The organism is Devosia sp., from assembly GCF_028290435.1.
Taxonomy (GTDB): domain Bacteria; phylum Pseudomonadota; class Alphaproteobacteria; order Rhizobiales; family Devosiaceae; genus Devosia.
The window spans coordinates 85442-109211 of record NZ_JAQGJV010000078.1; the positions used below are offsets into that span (position 1 = coordinate 85442).

At 61.6% G+C, this 23770-nt stretch carries 22 protein-coding genes; 3 read left to right on the top strand and 19 right to left on the bottom strand.

The window, feature by feature from the left end:
* Positions 1 to 8 precede the first annotated feature (8 nt).
* On the top strand, positions 9 to 1298 hold the full coding sequence (gene gltA / locus JWP26_RS17725; RefSeq protein ID WP_299730789.1) for a citrate synthase: 1290 nt from the start codon (positions 9 to 11) through the stop codon (positions 1296 to 1298).
* On the opposite strand, the gene JWP26_RS17730 is transcribed toward gltA, so the two are convergent.
* The 15 genes from JWP26_RS17730 to dnaE all read right to left on the bottom strand — a co-directional run bounded on the left by JWP26_RS17730 (position 1285) and on the right by dnaE (position 18301).
* Positions 1285 to 2421 carry a lipid-A-disaccharide synthase gene (locus JWP26_RS17730; RefSeq protein ID WP_299730791.1) on the bottom strand — a complete coding sequence of 379 codons (1137 nt, stop codon included), beginning with the start codon at positions 2419 to 2421 and terminating at the stop codon, positions 1285 to 1287. The two genes, gltA and JWP26_RS17730, sit on opposite strands and share 14 nt — an antisense overlap.
* Complete coding sequence (gene lpxI / locus JWP26_RS17735; RefSeq protein ID WP_299730794.1) at positions 2414 to 3262, bottom strand: UDP-2,3-diacylglucosamine diphosphatase LpxI; 849 nt, start codon at positions 3260 to 3262, stop codon at positions 2414 to 2416. The genes JWP26_RS17730 and lpxI overlap by 8 nt, the downstream gene beginning before the upstream one ends.
* The gene (gene lpxA, locus JWP26_RS17740) at positions 3263 to 4075 is read right to left on the bottom strand and encodes an acyl-ACP--UDP-N-acetylglucosamine O-acyltransferase (protein WP_299730797.1); all 813 of its coding nucleotides are present in this window, start codon (positions 4073 to 4075) and stop codon (positions 3263 to 3265) included.
* Entirely contained in the window at positions 4072 to 4548 is a 477-nt protein-coding gene (gene fabZ / locus JWP26_RS17745) for a 3-hydroxyacyl-ACP dehydratase FabZ (RefSeq protein WP_299730800.1), read from the bottom strand. Before fabZ ends, lpxA begins: the two co-directional genes overlap by 4 nt.
* Positions 4545 to 5573, bottom strand: coding sequence for a UDP-3-O-(3-hydroxymyristoyl)glucosamine N-acyltransferase (gene lpxD, locus JWP26_RS17750; RefSeq protein WP_299730803.1), 1029 nt, complete (start codon positions 5571 to 5573; stop codon positions 4545 to 4547). The genes fabZ and lpxD overlap by 4 nt, the downstream gene beginning before the upstream one ends.
* Before the next feature lie 73 nt (positions 5574 to 5646).
* Complete coding sequence (gene bamA / locus JWP26_RS17755) at positions 5647 to 7761, bottom strand: outer membrane protein assembly factor BamA (RefSeq protein WP_299730806.1); 2115 nt, start codon at positions 7759 to 7761, stop codon at positions 5647 to 5649.
* A gap of 184 nt (positions 7762 to 7945) precedes the next feature.
* Entirely contained in the window at positions 7946 to 9094 is a 1149-nt protein-coding gene (rseP, locus tag JWP26_RS17760) for an RIP metalloprotease RseP (RefSeq protein WP_299730809.1), read from the bottom strand.
* Between the two features lie 41 nt (positions 9095 to 9135).
* Positions 9136 to 9996 carry a phosphatidate cytidylyltransferase gene (locus JWP26_RS17765; RefSeq protein ID WP_299730812.1) on the bottom strand — a complete coding sequence of 287 codons (861 nt, stop codon included), beginning with the start codon at positions 9994 to 9996 and terminating at the stop codon, positions 9136 to 9138.
* Positions 9993 to 10754 (bottom strand): isoprenyl transferase, encoded by a 762-nt coding sequence (locus JWP26_RS17770; protein WP_299730815.1) that lies wholly within the window; start codon positions 10752 to 10754, stop codon positions 9993 to 9995. The genes JWP26_RS17765 and JWP26_RS17770 overlap by 4 nt, the downstream gene beginning before the upstream one ends.
* Positions 10755 to 10787: 33 nt before the next feature.
* The gene (frr, locus tag JWP26_RS17775; protein ID WP_299730879.1) at positions 10788 to 11345 is read right to left on the bottom strand and encodes a ribosome recycling factor; all 558 of its coding nucleotides are present in this window, start codon (positions 11343 to 11345) and stop codon (positions 10788 to 10790) included.
* A 15-nt stretch (positions 11346 to 11360) separates the two neighbouring features.
* Positions 11361 to 12086, bottom strand: coding sequence for a UMP kinase (gene pyrH / locus JWP26_RS17780; protein WP_299730817.1), 726 nt, complete (start codon positions 12084 to 12086; stop codon positions 11361 to 11363).
* 194 nt (positions 12087 to 12280) lie between these two features.
* Positions 12281 to 13213, bottom strand: a complete 933-nt coding sequence (gene tsf / locus JWP26_RS17785) for a translation elongation factor Ts (RefSeq protein ID WP_299730820.1) — start codon at positions 13211 to 13213, stop codon at positions 12281 to 12283.
* A 68-nt stretch (positions 13214 to 13281) separates the two neighbouring features.
* Positions 13282 to 14088, bottom strand: a complete 807-nt coding sequence (gene rpsB, locus JWP26_RS17790) for a 30S ribosomal protein S2 (RefSeq protein ID WP_299730823.1) — start codon at positions 14086 to 14088, stop codon at positions 13282 to 13284.
* A 389-nt stretch (positions 14089 to 14477) separates the two neighbouring features.
* Positions 14478 to 14846, bottom strand: a complete 369-nt coding sequence (locus JWP26_RS17795) for a VOC family protein (protein ID WP_299730826.1) — start codon at positions 14844 to 14846, stop codon at positions 14478 to 14480.
* The gene (gene dnaE / locus JWP26_RS17800; protein WP_299730829.1) at positions 14846 to 18301 is read right to left on the bottom strand and encodes a DNA polymerase III subunit alpha; all 3456 of its coding nucleotides are present in this window, start codon (positions 18299 to 18301) and stop codon (positions 14846 to 14848) included. Before dnaE ends, JWP26_RS17795 begins: the two co-directional genes overlap by 1 nt.
* Before the next feature lie 397 nt (positions 18302 to 18698).
* On the opposite strand from dnaE, the gene JWP26_RS17805 reads away from it, so the two are divergent.
* Complete coding sequence (locus JWP26_RS17805) at positions 18699 to 19037, top strand: hypothetical protein (protein ID WP_299730831.1); 339 nt, start codon at positions 18699 to 18701, stop codon at positions 19035 to 19037.
* Positions 19038 to 19042: 5 nt separating this feature from the next.
* Here the strand turns inward: JWP26_RS17805 and JWP26_RS17810 are convergent, their stop codons facing one another.
* Genes JWP26_RS17810 through proS form a run of 3 tightly spaced genes read right to left on the bottom strand, consistent with a single transcriptional unit; the run spans position 19043 to position 22438 of the window.
* Positions 19043 to 19729, bottom strand: a complete 687-nt coding sequence (locus JWP26_RS17810) for an ABC transporter ATP-binding protein (RefSeq protein WP_299730833.1) — start codon at positions 19727 to 19729, stop codon at positions 19043 to 19045.
* Positions 19722 to 21092: an ABC transporter permease gene (locus tag JWP26_RS17815; protein WP_299730836.1), complete on the bottom strand. Its 1371-nt coding sequence runs from the start codon at positions 21090 to 21092 to the stop codon at positions 19722 to 19724. The genes JWP26_RS17810 and JWP26_RS17815 overlap by 8 nt, the downstream gene beginning before the upstream one ends.
* The gene (gene proS / locus JWP26_RS17820; RefSeq protein ID WP_299730839.1) at positions 21089 to 22438 is read right to left on the bottom strand and encodes a proline--tRNA ligase; all 1350 of its coding nucleotides are present in this window, start codon (positions 22436 to 22438) and stop codon (positions 21089 to 21091) included. Before proS ends, JWP26_RS17815 begins: the two co-directional genes overlap by 4 nt.
* Before the next feature lie 423 nt (positions 22439 to 22861).
* On the opposite strand from proS, the gene JWP26_RS17825 reads away from it, so the two are divergent.
* Positions 22862 to 23197 (top strand): MmcQ/YjbR family DNA-binding protein, encoded by a 336-nt coding sequence (locus tag JWP26_RS17825; protein WP_299730841.1) that lies wholly within the window; start codon positions 22862 to 22864, stop codon positions 23195 to 23197.
* A gap of 188 nt (positions 23198 to 23385) precedes the next feature.
* On the opposite strand, the gene JWP26_RS17830 is transcribed toward JWP26_RS17825, so the two are convergent.
* Entirely contained in the window at positions 23386 to 23631 is a 246-nt protein-coding gene (locus JWP26_RS17830) for a DUF1467 family protein (RefSeq protein WP_299730844.1), read from the bottom strand.
* Between the last annotated feature and the right edge of the window lie 139 nt (positions 23632 to 23770).

The following is a 23770-nucleotide window of genomic DNA, read 5'->3' on the forward strand; positions in this document are numbered from 1 at the left end:
AGAGCTGAATGACCGACAAAGTCGCCAAACTCGTCATCGGGGATCAGTCCTACGAATTTCCGGTTCTGTCCGGGTCCGTCGGGCCGGATGTCATCGACATCCGATCGCTTTACGCCAAGACCGGCATGTTCACCTACGACCCCGGATTTACCTCCACGGCCGCTTGCGACAGCTCCATCACCTATATCGATGGCGACAAGGGCGAACTGCTGTATCGCGGCTATCCGATCGACCAGTTGGCCGCCAAAAGCAATTACCTGGAAGTATGCTACCTGCTGCTCTATGGCGAACTGCCGAGCAAGGTGCAGCTGAAGGACTTCGAAGAGGTCGTTACGCACCACACCATGGTGCATGAGCAGATGCACTATTTCTATCGCGGCTTCCGCCGCGACGCCCATCCGATGGCAGTCATGACTGGCGTGGTCGGCGCCATGGCGGCGTTCTACCATGACTCCACCGACATCAACGATCCGCAGCAGCGCGAGATCGCCTCGATCCGCATGATCGCCAAGATGCCGACGATCGCCGCCATGGCGTATAAATATTCGGTGGGCCAGCCCTTCGTCTATCCGCGCAATGATCTCGATTTCGCCTCCAATTTCCTGCACATGTGCTTCTCGGTCCCGGCCGAGCAGTACAAGGTGAACCCGGTTATCGCCAAGGCGATGGACCTGATCTTCACCCTGCATGCCGATCACGAGCAGAACGCCTCGACCTCGACGGTCCGGCTCGCCGGCTCGTCCGACGCCAATCCTTTTGCCTGTATCGCGGCTGGCGTGGCCTGCCTTTGGGGCCCGGCCCATGGCGGCGCCAACGAGGCGGCGCTCAACATGCTCAAGGAAATCGGCACGGTTGACCGTATTCCCGAATTCATCGCCCGCGCCAAGGATAAGAATTCCGGCTTCAAGCTGATGGGCTTCGGCCATCGCGTCTACAAGAACTTCGATCCGCGCGCCACGGTCATGCAGGCGACGGCCAAGGAAGTGCTGGCTCTGCTTGGTGTCGAGAACAACCCGATCCTGCAGGTCGCGCAGGAACTGGAAAAGATTGCACTCGAGGACCAGTACTTCATCGATCGCAAGCTCTACCCAAATGTGGATTTCTATTCGGGCATCATCCTTGAGGCCATTGGCTTCCCCACCTCGATGTTCACAGTGCTGTTCTCGGTCGCCCGTACGGTCGGCTGGATCGCGCAGTGGAAAGAAATGATCGCCGATCCGCAGAAGAAGATCGGCCGTCCGCGCCAGCTCTATAATGGCTCGCCGGCCCGCGACTACGAGGCGATCAGCGCCCGCTGATCTGCCAATGACTGAGGACCCGGTCCGCCGGGTCCTGCCGGGGCGCGTCCGACGTGCCGTGCACCATCAAATCCGCAAGCTCGCCAAAGGCCACAATCTGGTCCTGGCGGGTTTTTTTATTGTCGAGCAGGCGCAGCGCCGCGGCCTTGAGCGTTTCGGGCTCTGGCCCCGTGGTGATCAACTCATCGGTGACGATGCGGCCCAGCACGATATTGGGCAAGCCAACCTGCGGGCGGCCGATGCGGTCGAACTCGCGCGCCTGTGGCTTGTCGAGGACGTAGACGACGACCATGGGGACGCGGGCCAGCGCCAGTTCCAGTGTCGCGGTTCCAGAAACGGACAACGCCAGCACGCTTTGCTGATACAGCGCACGCCGCTCGGCGCGATTGGCGACAATGGTCACGGGCACCGGCCAATTGGCGGTCTCGGCGCTTAGCCGTCCCTCCAGCGAGCGCAGGGTGGGAATGAAGAAGCCGCTGATGGCGGGATGGTCGGCTAGTTGGGCGGCAACCTGACCTAGCAGGGGTAGATGGCGGCGTAATTCGCCATTGCGGCTGCCCGGCAGAAGAGCGACCAGCCCCCGGTCCATGCTGGTCGAGGTGGGGATGCCTTCGGCGAGCGAGGGGTGACCGACATAGTGCGTCGGTGGGCCTTCCAGCTGTGTCATTACCGCAGGCTCAAATGGCAAGACCGCGAGCACTTCGTCAAATAGCGGCGTCAGCGCCTTGGCCCGATGTGGCGCGCGGGCCCAGACGCTGGGGGCGACGTAGAGCAGGATCGGCTTGGTGAATCCAAGTGCCTTGGCCCGCTTGGCCAAGCGCTTGGAGAAATCCTGCGCATCGACCAGCACGACGATATCGGGATTGCCAGCGACGATGGCGCGCGCCGTCTGCTCGATGCGCCATAGCAGTAGCGGCAGTCGCAGCAGCACGTCGGTCAGCCCCATAACCGCCAGATCACTCATCGGGAACAGCGGCTTGAGCCCCTGCCCCATCAGCTCGTCACCGCCGATACCGGACAGAGTCACCGCGACCTTGGCGCGCAGTCGCGTCACAAGATCTGCGGCAATGCGGTCGCCGGACGGCTCGCCTGCCAGAATGAACAGCTTGAGCGCGTCAGCCATCGGTGAGCCTCAGGCCAACGACGCTGACGCCGAGGCGGTTGGCGGCATCGACCAGCTCGGCGCGCTGCAACAGCAGGCTGTTGCCTGCCTCGACGGCGATCGCCGCAATGCCGGCGGCGGCGCAATTGGCTATGGTCTGCGGGCCGATGGCCGGCAGGTCGGCGAAGCTGGGCTGTTGCGGTTTGACGGCCTTGGCGAGAATCAGGCGCGCCGCGCCGTCACCAGCTAGACCCAGCCGTTTCAACTCGCCGGCCCTGGCAATCAGCGCATCGGTGCCGCCGATATCCTCGACGGCGAGGACCCGGTGGCCGGAGACGACTGCGGCCTGCCCGATATCCAGAGCGCCAATGGCGCGGGCCGTCCGTAACGCAAATTGGGCGAACCCGATCTCGTCTTCGGACAAGACAGGACCCGCGATTGCCCCTTCAGGCGCCAACAATTCAGGGGCGATTTCGTGGATGCCGACCAGATCGGCGCCGGTCATTTTCTTGAGCACGCTACCTAAGGCGGCCAGAGTGGCGTCGCCGACCGGCGCGGCACTGGCCGATGCGGCAGGTGCGTCTTTGTTGGCGAAGCGGATCAGCCCTTCGCGGGTCTTGTCGGAGAGATGAATACCGCCAGCCATGACGATGTGGGTGGTGCGAAAAATCTTGAGCGACCAGATGATGGCGAGCGGATTTCCAACATCGACGCCAATGACCTTGACCTTGGTCACATCGCTGCGCGGCTCCAGCGTCAGCACCTGCACTTTATAGCCGGCTGCCAGCGCCGCATCGACCGCATAAGGCGCCAGCGTTCCCGTGCCCGCGAAAATCGAAAGCCGTCCTGTCGCCTTGGCCATTTATTCGGGAGTGTGGCCGTTGCGCGGAATGAGGATCGGCCGGTCGGATGCGGCGCCGATGAATTTCACCACGTCCTGGACCAGCGCGTCGTTCTTAAACAGTTCGGCGGCGTCTTCGACACGTTCGCGCAACGTGCCTTCGCTGGCGAAGATCATACGGTAGGCTGCGCGCAGCCGATGAATGGCCTCGCGGTCGAACTTGCGGCGCTTGAGGCCGACCAGGTTTAGGCCGGCCAGCGAGGCGCGGTTGCCCAGGGCCATACCATAGGGGATGACGTCGCCATCGATCATCGATTGCGCACCGATAAAGGCATGGGGCCCAACGCGGGTGAACTGATGCACCACGGCCATGCCACCGAAAGTGACGTTGTCGCCCACCAGGACGTGGCCGGCCAAACCGACGTAGTTGGCCATGATGACGTTGTTGCCAAGGATGCAGTCGTGCGCCACGTGTGCGCTGGCCATCAGCAGGCAGTCATTGCCGATCTTGGTCAGCATCCCACCACCGGCAGCAGTGCCGGGATTGATGGTTACGGCTTCGCGGATAACGCAGCGCTCACCGATTTCCAGTCGCGAGGCCTCGCCGGCATATTTACGGTCCTGCGGCTCATGACCAACCGAGGCGAAGGGGAAAATGCGCGAGCCGGCACCGATTTCGGTATGGCCGTCGATGGTGACGTGGGAAACGAGTTCCACATTGTCATGCAGAACGACATTGTCGCCGATGATGCAGAACGGGCCGACTTTGACCTCTGAGCCCAGCTTGGCGCCAGATCCGACGATTGCCGTCGGATGAATGGTGGCCGACGTCACAGGGGAACCCCGACGATCATCGCCGTGATCTCGGCTTCAGCAATGATGACACCATCAACGATGGCCTCTGCCTTATAGCGGCCGACATTGCGCCGGCGCTGAATCTTGGAAATGTGGAACTCGATCTTGTCGCCCGGGCCGGCCGGCTTGCGGAACTTGGCTTTGTCCACGCCCAGCATGAGCACGATATTTTTGCGGTCGCCGCTCGAATCATGGGCGATGACGATGGCGCCAGCCGTCTGGGCCATGCCTTCGATGATCAGTACCCCGGGAAAAATCGGGTTTTCCGGAAAGTGACCCTGAAAGATCGGCTCATTGAACGTCACGTTCTTGATGCCGATGGCGGTTTCGTCGCCGTCGATTTCGATGATCTTGTCGATCATCAGCATTGGGTAACGATGGGGCAGGCTTTTGAGGATTTCGGCGATGCTCATCGCTGTGAGCTCTTTGCTCGCGGTCGATAGATCGGTCATTGCCGCTTGTCCCCTTTCGATAGTTTTCGCATGACGGCGATTTCGCGCCAGAAGTCTCTTATATCCTGCGCCGGAGCCCCGGCAAGCTTGGAGCCGGGCGGCCAGTTCTTGGTGACCGCGGCTCGACCATGGACCACCGAGCCAGCGCCGATGGTCAGGTGGCCGGAGGTGCCGGTGCCGCCGCCCATCAGCACACCATCGCCGATAATGGTTGAGCCCGATAAGCCGCTCATCGCCGCGATCAGGCAATTGCGGCCGATGCGGCAGTTGTGGCCAATCTGGACCAGGTTGTCGATCTTGGTGCCCTCGCCCAGCACGGTGTCGCCCAAGGCCCCGCGGTCGATCGTCGAATTGGCTCCGATTTCGACGCGGTCCTGAACGATAACGCGGCCAAGCTGTGGAATCTTGCGGTTGGTTTGGCCATGGTCGAGCCAGCCGAAGCCTTCAGTGCCGATACGCACGCCGGAATGGATTGTCACGCCATTGCCGATATGGGTGCAATCGATCGTGGTATTGGCGGCAATGATGCAGTTACGGCCGATGGTAACGCCGGCACCAATGACGGTGTTGGCCCCGATAATAGTTTCTCGGCCAATCTCGACGCCCGGACCGATGACGACATTGGAGCCCAGCACCACGTCGCGCTCCAGCAGCGGCGGCTCCAGATCGTTGCGTTGTGCGGCGATGACCGAGCGGGTGCTGTCCGGATAGAGAAAATCGAGAATGTCGGCAAAGAGTTGGTGTGGGCGTTCAACGACCAGTGCCTGGGTCTGCGCCGGAACTGCATCAGCCAAGCCGGCGGCAATGACGACCAGACCAGCCGAGGTGCTGCGCAAGTCTTCGACGTAGTTGAGGTGGGCGGCCAGCGCCAGGTCGCCGGGAGCGGCCAGGTCCAGTTCGGCGACGCCGTGGATTTCGAAATCCTCACCGTTGAGGCTGGCCAGGGCATCGCTCCAGCCGGTCGCGGCCAGAATGGTGCTTAGCTTGGCTGGGCCGGCAAAGCGGTGAAAACGGGTGTCGACCATGGTGTCACTCAAAAACAATCGAGCCGCGGCGCTACCGCCCCGCGGCTCGATAAATCTACTTACGCAATGGCGTCTACAGCAAGGTCGACAGGGTCAGCTGGAACACCTGGGTACGATCCGAGCTCGATTTGCCAAGCACGTGGGCGAAGTCGCCACGCAGCGGGCCGAACGGCGAGTCCCAGAGCAGCGAGGCACCGATCGACGTACGCCATGGCGTATCCGTGCTGCCTGGCTCAACCGTGTTGGCGCCAAAGTCCGGCAGACCATCCACCCAGGCGGCATCCGCCCAGATTGCGCCGCTCAGGCCATAGCTTTCCGGCAGGACCGGGAGCGGGAACTGGATTTCGGCCGAAACGCCAGCATACATCGTGGCGCCGAGATATTCGCCAGTCGACAGACGCGGTCCGAGACCACGGCTTTGGAACCCACGGATCAGCGAACCACCTGGATTGAAGGCTTCGACCGGGCTCACGCCATTGTCGCTCAGATCGTTGATCACGCCAGCCTGGCCCTTGATGCTGGCCACGATGCCGCTGTCATCCATCAGCGGGATGAAGTAACGACCCTTGGCCTCGGTTTTGATCAGGTTATGATCCCAGCCGATGTATTGCTGCGTGAACGTTGCATAGAGGCCTTCGGTCGGCTTCTTGACGTTATCGACGCCATTCCAGGTCAGAGTGTAGCCGACGAAGGCCTTGTAGTATTCGTGGCCATCCACGACCAGGGTCGAGGTCGGACCTTCTTCGTCGACGATGACCTTGCGTTCACCACCGGCGAACACGGTCGCCGACAGGTCACGGGTGATCGGCACGCCGAAGCGCAACTGGCCGCCCGTCGACTGCGAACCATAGAAGTTCGTATCGGATTCGTCGCTAATACGATGATAGGCATCGACGCCGGCAGATACTTTCAGGCCCATGAAGCGGGGATCGGTGAACGAGAAGTCGAAGGTGCGGCCGGACTGCGAAGCGCCAACAGCGGCACGCAGATACTGGCCACGGCCAAGGAAGTTGCGCTCGGTCAGCGACAGTTCGCCCAGGACGCCGTCAGAGGTCGAATAGCCCGCGGTTGCGCCGTAGTCACCAGTCGACTGCTCAGTCACCGCGATGTTGATCACGACCTTATCGGGCGAAGAGCCGGCCTGGGTGGTGATATCGACAGCCGAGAAGAAGCCGAGGTTCTGGATCGCGGTGCGGCCACGAACGACCATCGAACGGTTGAAGGGGTCGCCTTCGGCGAACTCCAGCTCACGGCGGACCACGAAATCACGGGTCTTGGTATTGCCGGTGATGTTGATGCGCTCGACATAGACGCGCGGGCCCTCGTCAACCAGATAGGTGACGTTGAACTTGCGATTGGTGACGTCACGATCAAGGCGAGCGCGGACGTCGGCGAACGAATAACCCTGCGTGGTGGCCTCGTAGGACATGTCCTCGATGGACTTCTGCAGGTCGGTGATCGAATAGCGGCTGCCCTGCCCGGTCTTGACGGTGCCGGTCAGCACATTGGTGTTCAGGCCGCTGATGCTGGTTTCGATACCAACATTGCCGAACTCATACTTCTCGCCTTCGTTGACGGTGAAGTTGATAAAATAGTCATTGCGGGCTGCATCGTACTCGCCGACCGAGGTCACCTGTGCGTCAGGATAACCATGGGTGGCGTAGTAGAGGCGGACGCGTTCACGATCGACCGCAAGCTTCTGCTCGTCGTAACCGTCGTCCTTGAACAGCCAGCTCAGGAAGCCGGTTTCCTTGGTCAGCAGCGTGCCCTTGAGGGTTCCGCCATTGATCGCGTTGTTACCGGTGAAATTGATTGCAGCGATACCGGCGCGATCGCCTTCGTTGACGACGAAGGTAACGCGAACACGGCCATCGGGGATGGTTTCGGTCTTGGCGGTCACGCCGACGGAGCGATAGCCATCCTTGTCATAAGCCTGACGGATGCTTTCGATGTCGGAGGCCAGACGCGCCTGAGTGAAGATGCCGGATGCCGAGACATCCACCATGGTCAGGAGTTGTGCATCAGAGAAGCGCTTGTTGCCATCGAACAGCACCGAGCCGACCAACTGCTCCTGCGCTTGCGCCATGGCGGTGCCGAGGACTGGAATACTGGTGCCGGCCAGTGGCGCAGCGCCCAGGATTGCCAGCGCAAAGAACACGCCGCGCATCAGCTTGGTAGGGTGGATCATCGTTTTTATTGCCTTCTGCGACCTGCCCGGGGAATCGCCATGCACAGCGCTCCCCCAAGCTAACTCCATTGAACTGTTTTACTGTTTTTTTAACCACAGACAAGGAGCATGCCTTGTAGCGGTTAGTAAATGATTGGCGGCCTTGTATTCGTGCAACACCTTGCGAACTAAGGTTAACAGCGACTTAACTGAGGGTCCTGAGGTATGCGAACAATGTGTCGTTGAACAGCGTAAACACCGTCAACGCCAGCACCAGCGCGAAGCCGAGGCGGAAGCCCATTTCCTGAATCCTCATGCTCAGCGGCTTACGCCGCGCAGCTTCGATCAGGTAGTACATCAAATGCCCGCCGTCGAGCATAGGTACGGGCAAAAGATTGAAAATTCCGATATTTAGCGAGAGCAGCGCGGTCAGATTGATCAGCGCCACCACGCCCAGGGTCGCCACCTCGCCGGAAACCTTGGCAACCTTGACGGGTCCGCCAAGCTGCTCCACATCGCCGCGGCCGACAAAGAAGTCGCCCAGAAATGCGCCGGTGCGCTGCACGATGAGGCGGATTTCCTCAACGGTCATGCCCAAGGCCTCGACCGGGCCGGGCCGATACAGCGTGACGTCGTTATCGGCGACATCGCGGCTGACGCCGATGCGCCCGATGCGCTGGTTATTGCCGAAACGGTCCTGCACTTCGACCGCTTCGGGCGTCAAAGTCAGGGTTTGAGGGGCGCCGTTGCGCTCGATGGCAAGGCTCACCTGGCGCGCCGGGCTGGTGGCGACAAAGCGTTGAAAATCCTCGAAACCGCGCACCACATAGCCGTCTACGGCGACGATGGTGTCGCCGGCCCGGAGGCCGGCCTGCTCAGCCACCGAGCCGGCGGTCACCCCGGTGATCACTGGTGGGATGGTATAGCGGCCATAGCCGAGCAGCAGCGCGTAGAGGATCACGAAAGTCAGGATCACGTTGGCCAGCGGGCCGGCGACGACGACCGCAATGCGCTGCCAGACGTTCTTGTTGGCGAACAGATGCGGAGCCAGTTCCGGATCGAGGTTTTCCACAGCATCGGGATCCGGCACGCTGGCGGCATTCATGTCGCCGACGAAGCGCACATAGCCGCCCAGGGGAATCGCCGAAATTTTCCAGCGCGTGCCGCGCTTGTCGTTCCAGCCGACCAGTTCGGGCCCAAAGCCGATTGAGAAAGTCTGGATGGCGATGCCATTCCAGCGCGCCACCAGGTAATGGCCCATTTCGTGGACGAATACGATCACGGTCAGCACGACCAGGAACGGCAGCACATAAGACAAAAGCCAGGGAACGAAGGCGAGCACTGAAGCGAACATTGTCTTCCTTATCGGCGGCAATCACCGCGCAGGAGGCGGTATCACCAGAACAGCAGTCCTTCGGCCACGGCGCCGAAACCAGCATGCAGCGTCCCGAGGAGCAGCACGAACAACACGCCGAATGTGAGGCTGTCGAGCCGATCCATTAGGCCGCCATGTCCGGGAATGATATCGCCGCTGTCCTTGATGCGGAAGTGGCGCTTTGCCGCGCTCTCGCTGAGGTCGCCCAACTGGCCCAAAATGCTGATGATGGCCGAGATGATCAGGCCGATCCACCACGGCGAATCGGTGGCGATGATCCAGACGATCAGGCCGGCCGTGGTGCCGAGCGACAGCCCGCCCAAAGCGCCGGACCATGTCTTGGAGGGCGAGATATCGGGCGCCAGCTTTTCTCCGCCGATCTGCCGACCGGTGAAGAACGCGGCCGAATCGGTCATCCACACGACCGTGGCGAGGTACACGCCGGCCCAGACGCCGGTCAGCGTCGTGCCACGCAGGGCCAGCAGGGCGACGATGACTGCTCCGGTGAGCACCAGGCCGCCAATGCGCCAAAGGACCCCTTCCCCGCGCGCGACGAGCGCGACGACGCAGGCAAGGCCAATAAAGCCTGCCGAGCCGGCTAGGCCGAGCCAGGGAAACAGCGGGCCCGAAAGCGCTATGAGACCGATCAACACAATGCCGACCGGCGTCAACGGCGCCCGGGTGACCATTGTCTCCCACTCGCGATAGACGCCGGCAAACACCACACCGACCACAAGTGCGAACAGATAGCCGCCGAGGTAAAGCGTCAGCGCCACGACGGGAAGCAGCACGAATGCGGAAATCAGTCGCGGGCCGAGATCGGCCCAGTTACGGCGGCGATTGGGGGTAGGATCGGCAGCGGGATCGCCGGGATTGGTCAAGGCGATTTCGCCTCGATGCCACCAAAGCGCCGGTCGCGCAGGGAGAAGGTCTCGAGCACCCGAAGGAAGCTGGCCTCGTCGAAATCGGGCCAATATTCGTCCACGAAGACGAATTCCGAATAGGCGGCCTGCCACAGCAGGAAATTGGAAATGCGCTGTTCGCCGCTGGTGCGGATGATCAGGTCGGGGTCGGGAATGCCATGGGTGTAGAGCGCGCGCTCCACGGTAGCTTCGGTGATATCGTCCGGATTGAGCCGGCCGGCAGCCACTTCGCGGGCGATCAGACGCGTCGCATCAGTGATCTCGGCCTTGCCGCCATAGTTGAAGGCCACGATCAGCGTCAGCCCGGTATTGGCCGCCGTCTTGGCCTCGACATCATCGATCAGCCGGGTCAGCGAGGGCTCCAGCCCGGTGCGCGAGCCGATGATGCGCACCTTCACATTGTTCCGAATCAGCTTTTGCAAATCAGATGCAACAAACCGGCGCAGCAAATTGAAAATAAACGCGATTTCATCGCGTGGGCGGGTCCAGTTCTCGGAGGAGAAACTGAACACCGTCAGGTTAGCGACGCCGTAATTGATGCAGAGTTCGACCAGATTGCGCAGCGCCTTGACGCCCTCAATATGGCCTTCGGTGCGCAGCTTGCCGCGGGCCTTGGCCCAGCGGCCATTGCCATCCATGATCATGCCAATATGCGCGGGAATGCGCAGGCGCGGACGTTGCGCGGTTTCGGCAGTGATGGCGGAGTCGCTGGACATCTACGCCCTCCCGGCGCAGCAGGTCATGAGGTCCTAGACCTGCATGATTTCTGCTTCTTTGGCCGCTACCAGCGCATCGACCTCGGCCACATGCGCATCGGTGGTCTTCTGCACCACATCGGTTTGTGCACGCGCGTCGTCCTGGCTCATATCGCCATCTTTTTCCGCCTTCTTGAGCGCGTCCATGCCGTCGCGGCGGATGTGCCGGATGGCGACGCGAGCCGCTTCGGCATAGTTATGCGCGACCTTGGTCAAATCGCGGCGGCGCTCTTCGTTGAGTTCGGGCAGTGGCACACGGATCACCTGCCCCTCCCCCATCGGATTGAGGCCCAAGCCGCTATCGCGGATGGCCTTCTCAACAGCATTGGCGAGCTGGCGATCCCAGACCTGGACGCTGAGCATGCGCGGCTCCGGCACGGTGATGGTGGCCAGCTGGCTCAGCGGCGTGCGCGAACCATAGGCTTCCACCGATACCGGCTCCAAGAGGCTAGCGCTGGCGCGTCCGGTCCGCAAGCCGACCAATTCGTCGCGCAATGAGGCGATCGATTTCTGCATGCGGGTTTTGATGTCGACGAGGTTGTAGGCCATGATATTCGTCCTTCTAGGCTAGAGCGGCTCGCCGATGCGCGTGCTGCGGACACGTCCGGCAAGAACGCCCGACAGGCCTTCCTTGTCGTCCAGCGCGTAGACGATTATCGGCAGATTATTGTCGCGGGCAAGAGCGAAGGCTGCCGTGTCCATGACCCGCAAATTCTGTTTGATGACGTCGTCGTGGCTGATCTGATCGTAGCGCGTAGCGGTCGGATCCTTCTTGGGATCGGCCGAATAGACGCCGTCGACATTGGTGCCCTTGAGCACGACGTCGCATTCGAGTTCGATGCCGCGTAAGGCAGCGGCCGTGTCGGTGGTGAAGAACGGATTGCCGATACCGCCGCCCAGGACGACGACATAGCCGTCTTCCAGCGCTGCTTTCGCAGCCCGCGCCGTATAAGTATCGGCGACCGACGGCATGGTGGTGGCGCTGAATACTTTCGCCTTCACGCCCGCATTGGTGAGGGCCCCGGCCAGCGCCAGGGCATTTATTACGGTGCCCAGAGTGCCCATCATGTCGGCGGTGACCCGGTCACCACCGTTGGCGGCCACGGCCATGCCGCGGAAAATGTTGCCACCGCCGGTGACGATGGCCATTTCGATCCCGGTTCGCGCCACGTCGGCGATCTGGCGGGCGACCCCGTCGAGGAACTCAGGTTGGATGCCAAACTGCTGATCGCCTGACAGCGCTTCGCCCGACACTTTGAGCAAAATGCGTTTATAGGCAGGCGCCATTGGCAAATCCTTCTCGAATTGATAATGGGCGCGCCGAATCCGGGGCGCCCGGCAGACCCTAGTGCATATGCCCGTCCGGTGGGAAGCACCGGCGAGTACGAATTGCCATCAGGTTAAGACATTGTGCTCGATCGATACCGGTTTTGGGAGGCGCCCCCGGCAGAGAGCAAAAGGCGGGCCCGCAGGCCCGCCCTCACTAATCAGTTCTGCTTGACGCCCGAAGTGGCGGCAACTTCGGCGGCAAAATCGGTGACGGCCTTCTCGATGCCCTCGCCGAGCGCAAAGCGCACGAACTTGGTCAGCTTGATGGGGGCGCCAACGTCCTTTTCGGCGTTCTTGATCGCGACGCCGACCTTGGTCTCGCCATCGATCACGAACGTCTGGGCCAGGAGCGTCACTTCTTCGAAGTACTTGCGCATGCGGCCATCGACCATCTTCTCGGCGATTTCAGCCGACTTGCCCGATTCCTTGACCTGCTCCAGGATGATGGCGCGCTCGCGGGCCACCACGGTCGGGTCGAGATCTGCGGGGTCGATCGACAGCGGGTTGGTCGCTGCGATGTGCATGGCCAACTGCTTGCCGAGGGCCGACAGGGCCGCCTTGTCGCCGGTCGATTCCAGACCGACGAGGATGCCCATCTTGCCCAGGCCCGGCTTGACGGCCGAGTGAACATAGCTTTCCACCACGCCATCAGTGACCGAAACGGTCGCCGTGCGGCGCAGGTTCATGTTCTCGCCGATCTTGGCGATGGCTTCGGTGATTTCGGCCGAAACCGAATGGCCCGAAGACGGGAAGGGCATTTCGCCGAGCTTGACCACATCGCCGTCGGCATCGAGCGCCAGCTTGGCGACATTGCCGACGATGGCCTGGAACTGCTCGTTCCGTGCCACGAAATCGGTCTCGGAGTTGACTTCGACCACGGCGGCCGTGGTGCCGTTGGTGGCAACGCCAACCAGGCCTTCAGCAGCGATGCGGTCGGCCTTCTTGGCCGCCTTGGCCAGGCCACGGGTACGCAGCCAATCAACCGCGGCTTCCATGTCGCCAGCGGTTTCAGCCAGGGCCTTCTTGCAGTCCATCATCCCGACACCAGTGGCGTCGCGAAGCTGCTTGACCATTCCAGCAGTGATTTCCATAGGTTCACCTCTCGGCGGCCCCGCAACGGGGCCGCATGGTTCAATAAAACGGGGCTATATGAACCGTCTTAGTTGACGGTTGGTGTGGGCTCGGCAGCGGCAGGAGCGGCTTCGACAGCAGCTTCCGGCAGCGCTTCTTCGACAGGAGCGCGTTCAGAGGCGCCCAGATCGGTGCCCATGGCGCTCGACGAGCGGCCAATGCCATCGATCGCAGCGCGCGAGACCAGAGACACATAAAGCTCCAGCGCGCGGCTGGCGTCGTCATTGCCGGGGATCGCGAAATCGACGGTGTCGGGATCGCAGTTGGTGTCGACGATGGCGATTACCGGGATGCCCAGACGACGGGCTTCCTTGATCGCATTGGCTTCCTTGTTGGTGTCGATGATGAACAGCAAGGACGGCAGGTTGCCCATGTCCTTGATACCGCCCAGGTCGCGCTCAAGACGCTCCTGCTCGCGGCTCATCATCAGGCGCTCCTTCTTGGTGCGGCCTTCGAGCTCATCTGGGCCCATCGCTTCGAGTTCGCGCAGGCGCGAGATCGACTTCGAAATGGTCTGCCAGTTGGTCAGCGTGCCGCCGAGCCAGCGCGAGTTGACGAAGTACTGGGCCGACGACTTGGCAGCCTCGGCAACCAGGGGAGCCGCCTGGCGCTTGGTGCCAACGAACAGCACGCGGCCGCCATCAGCAACGGTGTCGGAGATCAGCTGCAGCGCGCGGCTCAGGGCCGGCACGGTCTGGCTCAGGTCGAGAATGTGGATGTCATTGCGCACGCCAAAGATGAAACGCTCCATCTTGGGGTTCCAACGGTGCTTCTGGTGACCAAAGTGGACGCCAGCTTCAAGCAATTGACGCATAGAAAATTCGGGCAGTGCCATGATGGCTGCTCCTGTTTACCGGTTGATGCCTCCACGCGGCCTTGCGACAGTTGCCTGCCACCGGATGGCAATCTGATCGAACAGATCGCCTGCCTCGTGTGTGAAATCGCGACGACACGCAGTCGAACGCAAACGCGCATATAGGGGAAATGGCGCCCAAGCGCAAGGCCAGCGGCATTCAGACCTAGTTAAGCTCAATCCTGGCGACATCTTGGCAAGCCGAACCAAACGGATCAGGCTCACCTTATCAGCAATCGACCCGCGTTTCAGCGTGGGGACAAGGTGAAAACCCCTAGCGGGAGAGGACGGGCCGCGGCTCACCTCTCCCGCGCTGTTTTTGGGGGCGGTTCATCAGTTTCCGCCGACCCAGGCAACGCCCTATCCATCGGCTACTGATAAACCGCCTCCAGCTTATGACCGTCCGGGTCGCGCACGAAGGCCGCATAATAGCTCGCCCCGTAATGCAGTCGCGGCCCCGGCGGGCCATTGTCGGTGCCGCCATGGGCCAAAGCTACCGCATGAAACCGATCGACCGAGGCCGAATCCGGCGCCACGAAGGCCAGATGGAACCCCGCTCCCGGGGGCGCCGCGTCCTCACGAGCAAAGACATTCAGCTTTTCGCCGCGGCCCGGCTCGCCATAGCCCAGTCCGTCGACGCCGGTCCACAGCCGGACATAGCCGAGCGCCGCCAGGCTCGCGTCATAGAAGGCCATTGCCCGCGCCAAGTCTGTTACGCCCAGCGAGACATGGCTCAGCATCAGTGGAACCGCACGTCCATGACGCCTTCCAGCGCTTTGATGCCGCCGGCGACTTCGGCGGTCAGCCGGTAGCTGCCGGGGAGTTCGATTTCGTATTCGCGGGCGCCGCCGTCGCGGATGACGACGAAGTTCACTGACCCCTCCCCGCCCCGCTTGAGCTGGGCGCTGATCGAGCCAAGGGCCTTGGAGTCCGACGCGAAGACGGTCAGCCGCCTATCGATCTTTTCCGCCACGCCCTCGATCGGCTCGGCAGAGAGCAGTCGCAGGCTGATGCCTTCCGCCCGTTCATCGGCGCCGACCTGCAGGATTACTGACTTGCCGGGGCTGAGGATGCCGCCGAATTCATTGATCTGTTCGGAAAACGCGATGACTTCGAAGCTGCCGCTCTGATCGCTCAGGGTCAGGATCATCATCGGCGTGCCTTTTCGAGTGCGCCGATCCTGGCGGCCGGAAATGGTGCCGGCCAACCGCCCAGCCCCGGCTCCGTCCTTCACTGCCCGCTCGAAATCCCCCCATTTCTGCACGCGCAGCCGCTCGAACACATCGGCATACGCATCGAGTGGGTGCGCGGAGAGGTGGAAGCCAATAGCGGAGAGTTCGCGGTCAGCGCGCTCCGTCGTGCTCCAGGCGGGCACGCCAGCGGGAAGCTTGATTGGCTCGGGCTCGCCCGAATCGAACATGTTCCATTGTCCCGCAGTGCGCTCGGTGGTCAGCGACTGTGCCATGCCCATGACCGCCTCGATGGCGCCGAAGGCCACTTCGCGGCGCGGCACGATGTCATCGAAGGCGCCGGCATTGGCCAGGGTTTCCAGCGTGCGCTTGGAGAGAATGCGCGGATCCACCCGGCGGGCAAAATCGCCCAGGTCCTTGAACGGGGTATCGCCCCGCGCTTCGACTATATGCTCGGCGACCTGCCGGCCGACGCCCTTGACCGCGCAGAGGCCATAATGAATGGCCTTGTTCTTGACCGAAAACACTGCCTCGGAGCGGTTGACGCATGGCGCCACCAGCTCAATCTTGTTGCGCTTGGCCTCGCTGCGGAACTCGGCCAGCTTGTCGGTATTGCCCATATCCAGCGTCATCGACGCCGCGAGAAACTCGTTGGGATAATGCGCCTTGAGATAGGCGGTCTGGTAAGAGACCAACGCATAGGTCGCGGCATGGCTCTTGTTGAAGCCGTAATTGGCGAACTTGGCCAAAAGGTCAAAAATTGTGTCGGCTTCGCCCTTTTTCAGGCCGTGCTTGATGGCGCCGTCGCGGAAGCGCTCGCGCTGCGCATCCATCTCCGCCTTGATCTTCTTACCCATGGCGCGGCGCAGCATATCGGCTTCGCCCAGCGAATAGCCTGATAGAAGCTGGGCGATCTGCATCACCTGTTCCTGGTAGACGATGACGCCATAGGTCTCGTCGAGAACGACGCTGAGGTCCTTATGGGGGTATTCCACCTCTTCGCGGCCGTGCTTACGGTCGCAAAACAGGGGGATATTGTCCATCGGACCCGGCCGATACAGCGCCACGATAGCGATGATGTCCTCGAACCGGTCGGGCTTCATGTCCACCAAAGCGCGCCGCATGCCGGCGCCCTCGACCTGGAACACGCCAAAGCTGTCGCCACGGGCATAAAGGTCATAGGTGGGCTTGTCGTCGATCGGAATATCTTCGATGCGGAAATCGCCGCCGTCCTGATTGATCATCTTGACGGCATAATCGATGGTGGTCAGCGTCTTGAGGCCGAGGAAGTCGAACTTTACGAGGCCCGCCGCCTCGCTCCACTTCATATTGTATTGGCAGACCGGCATGTCCGAGCGCGGGTCGCGATAGAGCGGCGCCAGATCCTGCAGCGGTCGATCGCCGATGATGATACCGGCGGCATGGGTCGAGGCGTGACGGAACAGGCCCTCAAGGTTCTTGGCGATGGCGACCAGTTCGCGGACGGTCTCGTCCTCCTCGGCCATCTGCTTGAACTGCGGCACCTCGGCCATGGTGCGCTCGATCGAATAGGGATCGGCTGGATTGGCCGGCACCAGCTTGCACAGCCGATCGACTTGCCCATAGGGCATTTGCAGCACGCGGCCGACGTCGCGCAGCACGGCGCGCGCCTGCAGCGTTCCGAAAGTGATGATCTGGGCGACTTGCTCGGTGCCGTACTTGGTCTGCACGTACTGGATCACCTCTTCGCGGCGGTCCTGGCAGAAGTCGATGTCGAAATCCGGCATCGACACGCGTTCTGGATTGAGGAAGCGCTCGAACAGCAGATTGTAGGCCAGCGGATCGAGATCGGTGATGGTGGTGGCATAGGCCACCAGCGAGCCGGCGCCAGAACCACGGCCGGGGCCGACCGGAATGCCGTTCGCCTTGGCCCAGCGGATGAAGTCGGCCACGATGAGGAAATAGCCGGGGAATTTCATCGACGCGATGATGCCCAGCTCGAATTCCAGCCGATCGCGATATTCTTGTTCGGTCTTGCCCGGCGCGGTGCCTACGGTGGCGAGGCGCATGTCGAGCCCCTCTTCCGCCATCTTGCGCAGGGCCGCAGCCTCCACGGCGACGGCCTCGTCGTCGGTCAGGTCCGGCGCTGCGGCGAATTTTGGCAGGATCGGCGCGCGGGTTTTTGGCCGGTAGGCAATACGCTGGGCAATCTCGATGGTGGAATCCAGCGCCTCAGGCAAATCGATGAACAGCTCGACCATTTCGGCGCGGGTCTTGAAATAATACTGGTCGTTCAGCTTGCGCCGCGCGGTCTGCGCCAACACGGTGCCGCCGGCAATGGCCAGCAGTGCATCGTGGGCCTCAAATTCCTTGGCGGATTTGAAGAATGGCTCATTGGTGGCCACCAGCGGTATGCCCCGGCGATAGGCATAATCAACCAACCGCGGCTCAACCGAAGCCTCCTGCACCCGCCCGTGGCGCTGCAATTCGACATAAAGCCGGTCGCCGAACAGGTTTTCCAGCCGCTCCAGCCGTTGATAGGCGTGAACATCCTGCCCCGCCGCGAGGCATGCGTCGATCGCCCCTTCCGGGCCGCCGGTCAGGCAGATGATGCCCTCGAGCCCGTCGCGGTCGAGCCAGTCGACCTGCGCGCGCGGTGCGCCGCCGTCGCCCAAGAGGTAAGCCTTGGACACCAGGCGCGAGAGATTGCCGAAGCCGGTTTCGCTGCTGGCCAGCAGCACGACACTGGATTTGGCCGAATGGGTATGGTTGCCGCGCTCATTGGTGCGCTCTTCGGTGGCGGCGAAATCGACAGCCAGCTCCACCCCGATCAGCGGCTGGATACCCTTCTTGGCGGCCTTTTCGGAGAATTCCAGCGCCCCGAACAGATTGCCGGTATCGGCAATGCCCAGCGCCGGCTGATGGTCATCCTTGGCCAGCTTCAAAATCGTTTCGAGCTGCAGCGCTCCCTCAAGCAGGGAATACGCCGAATGCACATGCAGATGAATGAAGCCGGGACCGCTCATGATCGTCCTTTAACCGAAGCTCCCCTTGTGACAGCCTCAGCGCCAATACGAAATCAAATCGGCGCGCAATCCACAGGGTCACACGAGTCGGGTCAGCACATCCATCCAGGTCAGCGAGCCAACGGTGAAGGCACCGAGAGTTACGAACGCAGCGAAATCCTTGAAGAAAGTCAGCATTTCCGTCTCCTGTGTTTCTGATATGTTCTTATAGGTTCGCTATTTGTTCCTGTCTATGGAGAACTGCGCGGACAGCGGGGATTGCCCACGCTTGGTTAGGAATTCGTTAGGAGATGGCGATGCCGGCGTTTTCGGATCGTCGATCGCACGGAAATTTGGCCGTTCGCTTCTGGTTTTCGGCGCGGTTTTAAACCATGTATCCTTGGATCAGGAGGACGTGGTGAAGCCTGCAACATTGACCAAGCTGACGCGTATTCTTGGCATGCTGGGATCGGAGCATGCCGGCGAGCGGGCATCGGCTGCGTTGGCTGCGCACAAGCTGGTTGGAACGCTGGATCTCAGCTGGCGGGAATTGCTGGAGCATCCGCAGGCCAGCGCCAGCAAGGTCGTGGTCAAACGCATCCACGAATATGGCATCGAGCATCACGAGGCCGCGGAGGCCCGGATGCGCCAGCTCAAGGCCGAAAACCAGAAACTGACGGCCGAGCTCAAGACCGCGCGACGGCGGTTGGCGGTCATCGCCGAACAGGCCCGCAAGGCCAGCATGCAGGACGAATAGCGCTTCTACAGCGTGTGGGAGATGACCAGCCCATTGCGCAGCGTCACGATCCGGTCGGCGCGCCGGGCCAGGTCGTGATTGTGGGTGGCGATCAAAGCCGCGGCGCCCTCGTTCTTGATCAGATTGCGGAGTGCCTCGAACACCAGGTCGCTGGTTTCGGGATCAAGATTGCCGGTCGGCTCGTCGGCCAGAATCACCTTGGGGTGGTTGGCGGCGGCGCGAGCGATGGCGATGCGTTGCTGTTCGCCACCCGATAGCTCGGCCGGACGGTGGCTAGCGCGCGGAGCGACACCGAGCAGGTCGAGCAGTTCCATCGAGCGCTTGTCGGCCGCGGCCTGCGACTGGCCGGCGATCAATTGCGGAATGGAGACGTTCTCCAGCGCGGTGAACTCGGGCAGCAAATGGTGGAACTGGTAGACATAACCCACCGTCGAGCGGCGCAATTGCGTGCGGCCACGATCGCCCAACTTGCTGGTCTTGATGCCGATGATCTCGATCTCGCCGCTTTGCGGGCTTTCCAGAAGCCCGCTCAGATGCAGCAATGTCGATTTTCCAGCGCCCGATGGCGCCACCAACGCGACCATTTCGCCGCTCTCGACCGTCAGGTTGGCGGCCTCGAGCACGCGGACCATCTTGTCCCCCTGCCCGTAATGACGATGCACGTCGGTCAGCACCAGATGCGGCTTACTCATAACGCAGGGCCTCGACGGGGTCGTATTGGGCGGCGCGCCAGGCCGGATACAGCGTCGCGAGGAAACTCAGGCCTAGTGACAAGCAGACGACGACGGTGACTTCTACCGGGTCTGTCTTGGACGGCAGGGCCGCGAGGAAGAACACTTCGGGCGGGAAGATCGCCACGCCCAGCGTGTTGGATAGGAAGGCCCGTAGCGGCTCGGCATATGATGCCACCAACAGCCCCAGCCCTAGGCCTATCAGCGTGCCGACGAAACCGATCGTGGTGCCGGTGATGGAGAATATGCGCATAATCGAGCCGCGCGTGGCGCCCATGGTCCGCAGCACGGCGATGTCGGAGCTCTTGTCTTTCACCAGCATGATCAGGCTGGAGATGATGTTGAACGCCGCCACGAGGATAATCATCGACAGGATGGTGAACATTACCACCCGCTCCACTTGCAGCGCCGAGAAAAAGGTCTCGTTGCGCTGCTGCCAGTCGGTCAGCACCAATGGCCGCGTCGTCGGATCGGCCTGTAGCTTGGCGCGCATATTGGTGATGTCATCGGCATCGTGAATGAAGATTTCGGCCGCCGAGGCCTGCCCGACGCGGGTATAGGCGGCATCGATTTCCGCATCGGTCGCCATCGGATCGAGTGGCTTCAGGCCGGGCTTGAGCTCATCCTTATAGAGCTTGAAATAGCTCTGGGCCGGCTCCAGTGGCATGTACATGAAGAAGCTGTCGAACTCGACCATGCCCAGGTCGAAGATGACGTTGACTGGGTAGGAGCGAATTTGTGGCGTGGTGCCGAATGGCGTCATCGCCCCATCGGGATTGATGATGGTGACGCTATCGCCAAGCGATACGCCCAGCGTCTGGGCCAGGCGGTAGCCGATGGCTATGCCCTTGCTGGTGTCCCAATTGTCCCAGCCGCCTTGGTCCGCAGCATTGTAGAGCAGCTTGAGCTTCTTGATATTTTCTTCGTCCATGCCGCGCACGGTGACGCCGGTCGAGCTGCCCTTGCCCGACGCGAGCACCTGGCCTTCGACATAATAAACCGCAAAATCCACGCCAGGAATCTTCTGTAGATTGGCGATGGTTTCCTTGTAGTCGGTGAATTCGCGCTCGATCGGGAAGGCAGTGAAATGCCCGTTGAGACCAAGGATTTTGGTCAGTAGCTCAGCGCGAAAACCGTTCATCACCGACATGACGACAATCAGCGTGGCCACGCCGATGGCGAGGCCGACCATGGTCAGGCTGGCGATCACCGAAATGAACGCCTCCTTGCGCCGGGCGCGCAGATAGCGGCCGGCGATCATCCATTCGAAACGGGCGAAGGCGCGCGTTCCCTTATTGAGTGCAGGCGCTGCCGCGTCGCTCAAATGTCATTCCGCCTTTGCGGTTCGATCAGGCTGACGATGCGGGCAACCGCATCGGCGATCGGCAGGGTTTCGCGCTCGCCGGTCTTGCGATGCTTGATTTCGGCTTCGCCCGATTTCAGGCCACGCGGCCCCAGGATCAACTGATAGGGAATGCCGATCAGGTCGGCCGTGGTGAACTTGGCCCCTGCCCCCTGGTCGCGATCGTCATAGAGCATGTCGATGCCGGCCGCGTTCAGCTCTTCGTAGAGCTTGGTGCAGGCCGCGTCGCATTCGGCGTCGCCGGCCTTGAGGTTGATCAGCACCGCTTCGAATGGCGCAACGCTGACCGGCCAGACAATGCCCGCCTCGTCGTGGAAAGCTTCGATGATCGCTGGGACAAGCCGGGTCGGACCGACGCCATAAGAGCCCATATGCACGATGATTTCCTTGCCGTCGGGACCGGTCACGGTCGCCTTCATCGGCTCGGAATACTTGGTCCCGAAGTAGAAAATATGGCCGACTTCGATACCGCGTGCAGAAACACGATGCTCCTCCGGCACAGCCGCCTCGAACTCGGCCATATCGACCATGTCTTCGGTGGCGGCGTAGAGCGAGGTCCAGTCGTCGAAGACCGGCTTGAGGTCGCCGCGGAAGTCGATGTCCTGGGGCGGAATGGGCTTGTCGAGCAGACGGCGGTCGCAGAACACCGCGCTTTCGCCGGTTTCTGCCAGCACGATCCATTCATGGCTCAAATCGCCGCCGATGGGGCCGGTATCGGCGCGCATCGGGATAGCCGTCAGGCCCATGCGCGAATAGGTGCGCAGATACGCCACGAACATGCGTTCATAAGCCTTGACCGCATCTTCCTTGGTCAGGTCGAAGGAATAAGCATCCTTCATCAAAAATTCGCGGCTGCGCATGGTGCCAAAACGGGGGCGCACTTCGTCGCGGAACTTCCACTGCACGTGGTACAGGTTCAGCGGCAAGTCCTTGTAGGACTTAACATAAGTGCGGAAGATGTCGGTGATCATCTCCTCATTGGTCGGACCGTAAAGGAATTCGCGCTCGTGCCGGTCCTCGATGCGCAGCATTTCCTTGCCATAGGCATCGTAGCGCCCGCTTTCGCGCCAAAGGTCGGCCGACTGGATGGTCGGCATCAGCAGTTCGATCGCGCCGGAGCGGTTTTGCTCCTCCTCGATGATCTTCTGCACCTTCATCAGCACTTTGTAGCCGAGCGGCAGCCAGGAGTAGAGGCCGGAGGCCTGCTGGCGGATCATGCCGGCGCGCAGCATCAGGCGGTGCGAGACAATTTCGGCCTCTTTAGGAACGTCGCGCAGCACGGGGAGGAAGTAGCGGGACAGACGCATGACGACTCCAAAACTGACGGCGACTCAAGGCTTTTGTTAGTGCCCACTGAAATCCTACAAGTCCATCCGTGGCAAGCATGCAAGCCATGCAGAATCTGCGTGACAGGGCCGATTCTTGTTGTTAGGGTCTGCCTCAATAAAACAAAGGTGGTTCCAAACCGCCGGACGTCGACAACGTCAAGGGAGGAGCGTTGGCTGCCGCTTTCGTAGCGTGCCTAAGACCAGCGTATTGTCGAACAAACTCAATTCAGCAGGGCCTTTGGGCCCTGCTTTTTTGTTTGTGCAATCGATTGCATCATCTGGCTTAGGCATTCGAGTCACGGCGTGCAAAACTATCGTTTGCGCAGTTCTACTATACGCGCCAAACGCATGGCTCAGCCTCGCACGGCTTGGCTGATTTGAGCGTTATCCCCTGGAGGCCAAATGGCCAATGCCGCCGACCTGCGACGACTAGCCTTGGCTCTGCCCGGCACCACCGAGGCGCCGCACTTTGATCGCGCCGCGTTCAAGGTGGCGCGAATCTACGTGACGCTGGCCGGCGATGGCATGACGGCCAATCTCAAGCTGACGCCCGATGAGCAGGAACTCAAATGCACTGTGGCTGAAGACATTTTCAAGCCGCTCGACAATGCTTGGGGTCGGCAGGGCTGGACCACCATCTACCTGCCCGCGGCCACCGAAGCCGATCTTAGCGATGTGCTGGAGATGGCCTGGCGCCACGCCGAGCCGAAAGTGGTCGCGCGCAAGCGGGCGAGATGAGAGTCGATTGAGCCGGGCGTCCCGCCGTCAGGGCTTTCGAAACTGAAAGTGCTGCCACACGCTACGCACGTCCGCCCCCTTCCCGCGGACTTGATCCGCGGGCCTCTCCCCGCTTGTGCCGCGTTGAGAGTGGCCCGCGGGTCAAGCCCGCGGGAAGGACAGCGGGTGGCGAGGCGCCGAGCGGTTGCCTAGTTCCAATATTCCTTGAGCGTCGGATTGCTGAGGCCCCAAAACAGAAGAGCCGTAACAGCGATCGCCAATGCACTCGTCGCCAGCACCTTGGGCCACATGCGCAGCACGGCGGGCGCACCGGGGTCGGAGCCACGCACGATCTCTCCGGCCTCCGCCTGGCTGCGTGAGCCGATGGGCAGCACCAGGATGAAGCACAGCCACCAGATGACGAAATAGACGGCGAGGAGCGAACCGATCTGCATGGCGGGGATTCCGGCGGGTCGTTAAAGTTGCGGCACACTAGACCGCGTGGCTCAGTTGTCGAACCACGAGATCGTGCACCAATTGTCGCAGTAGCCTGCCCTCACCTCTCCCTTTGGGGGAGAGGTCAACCTTCTTAGG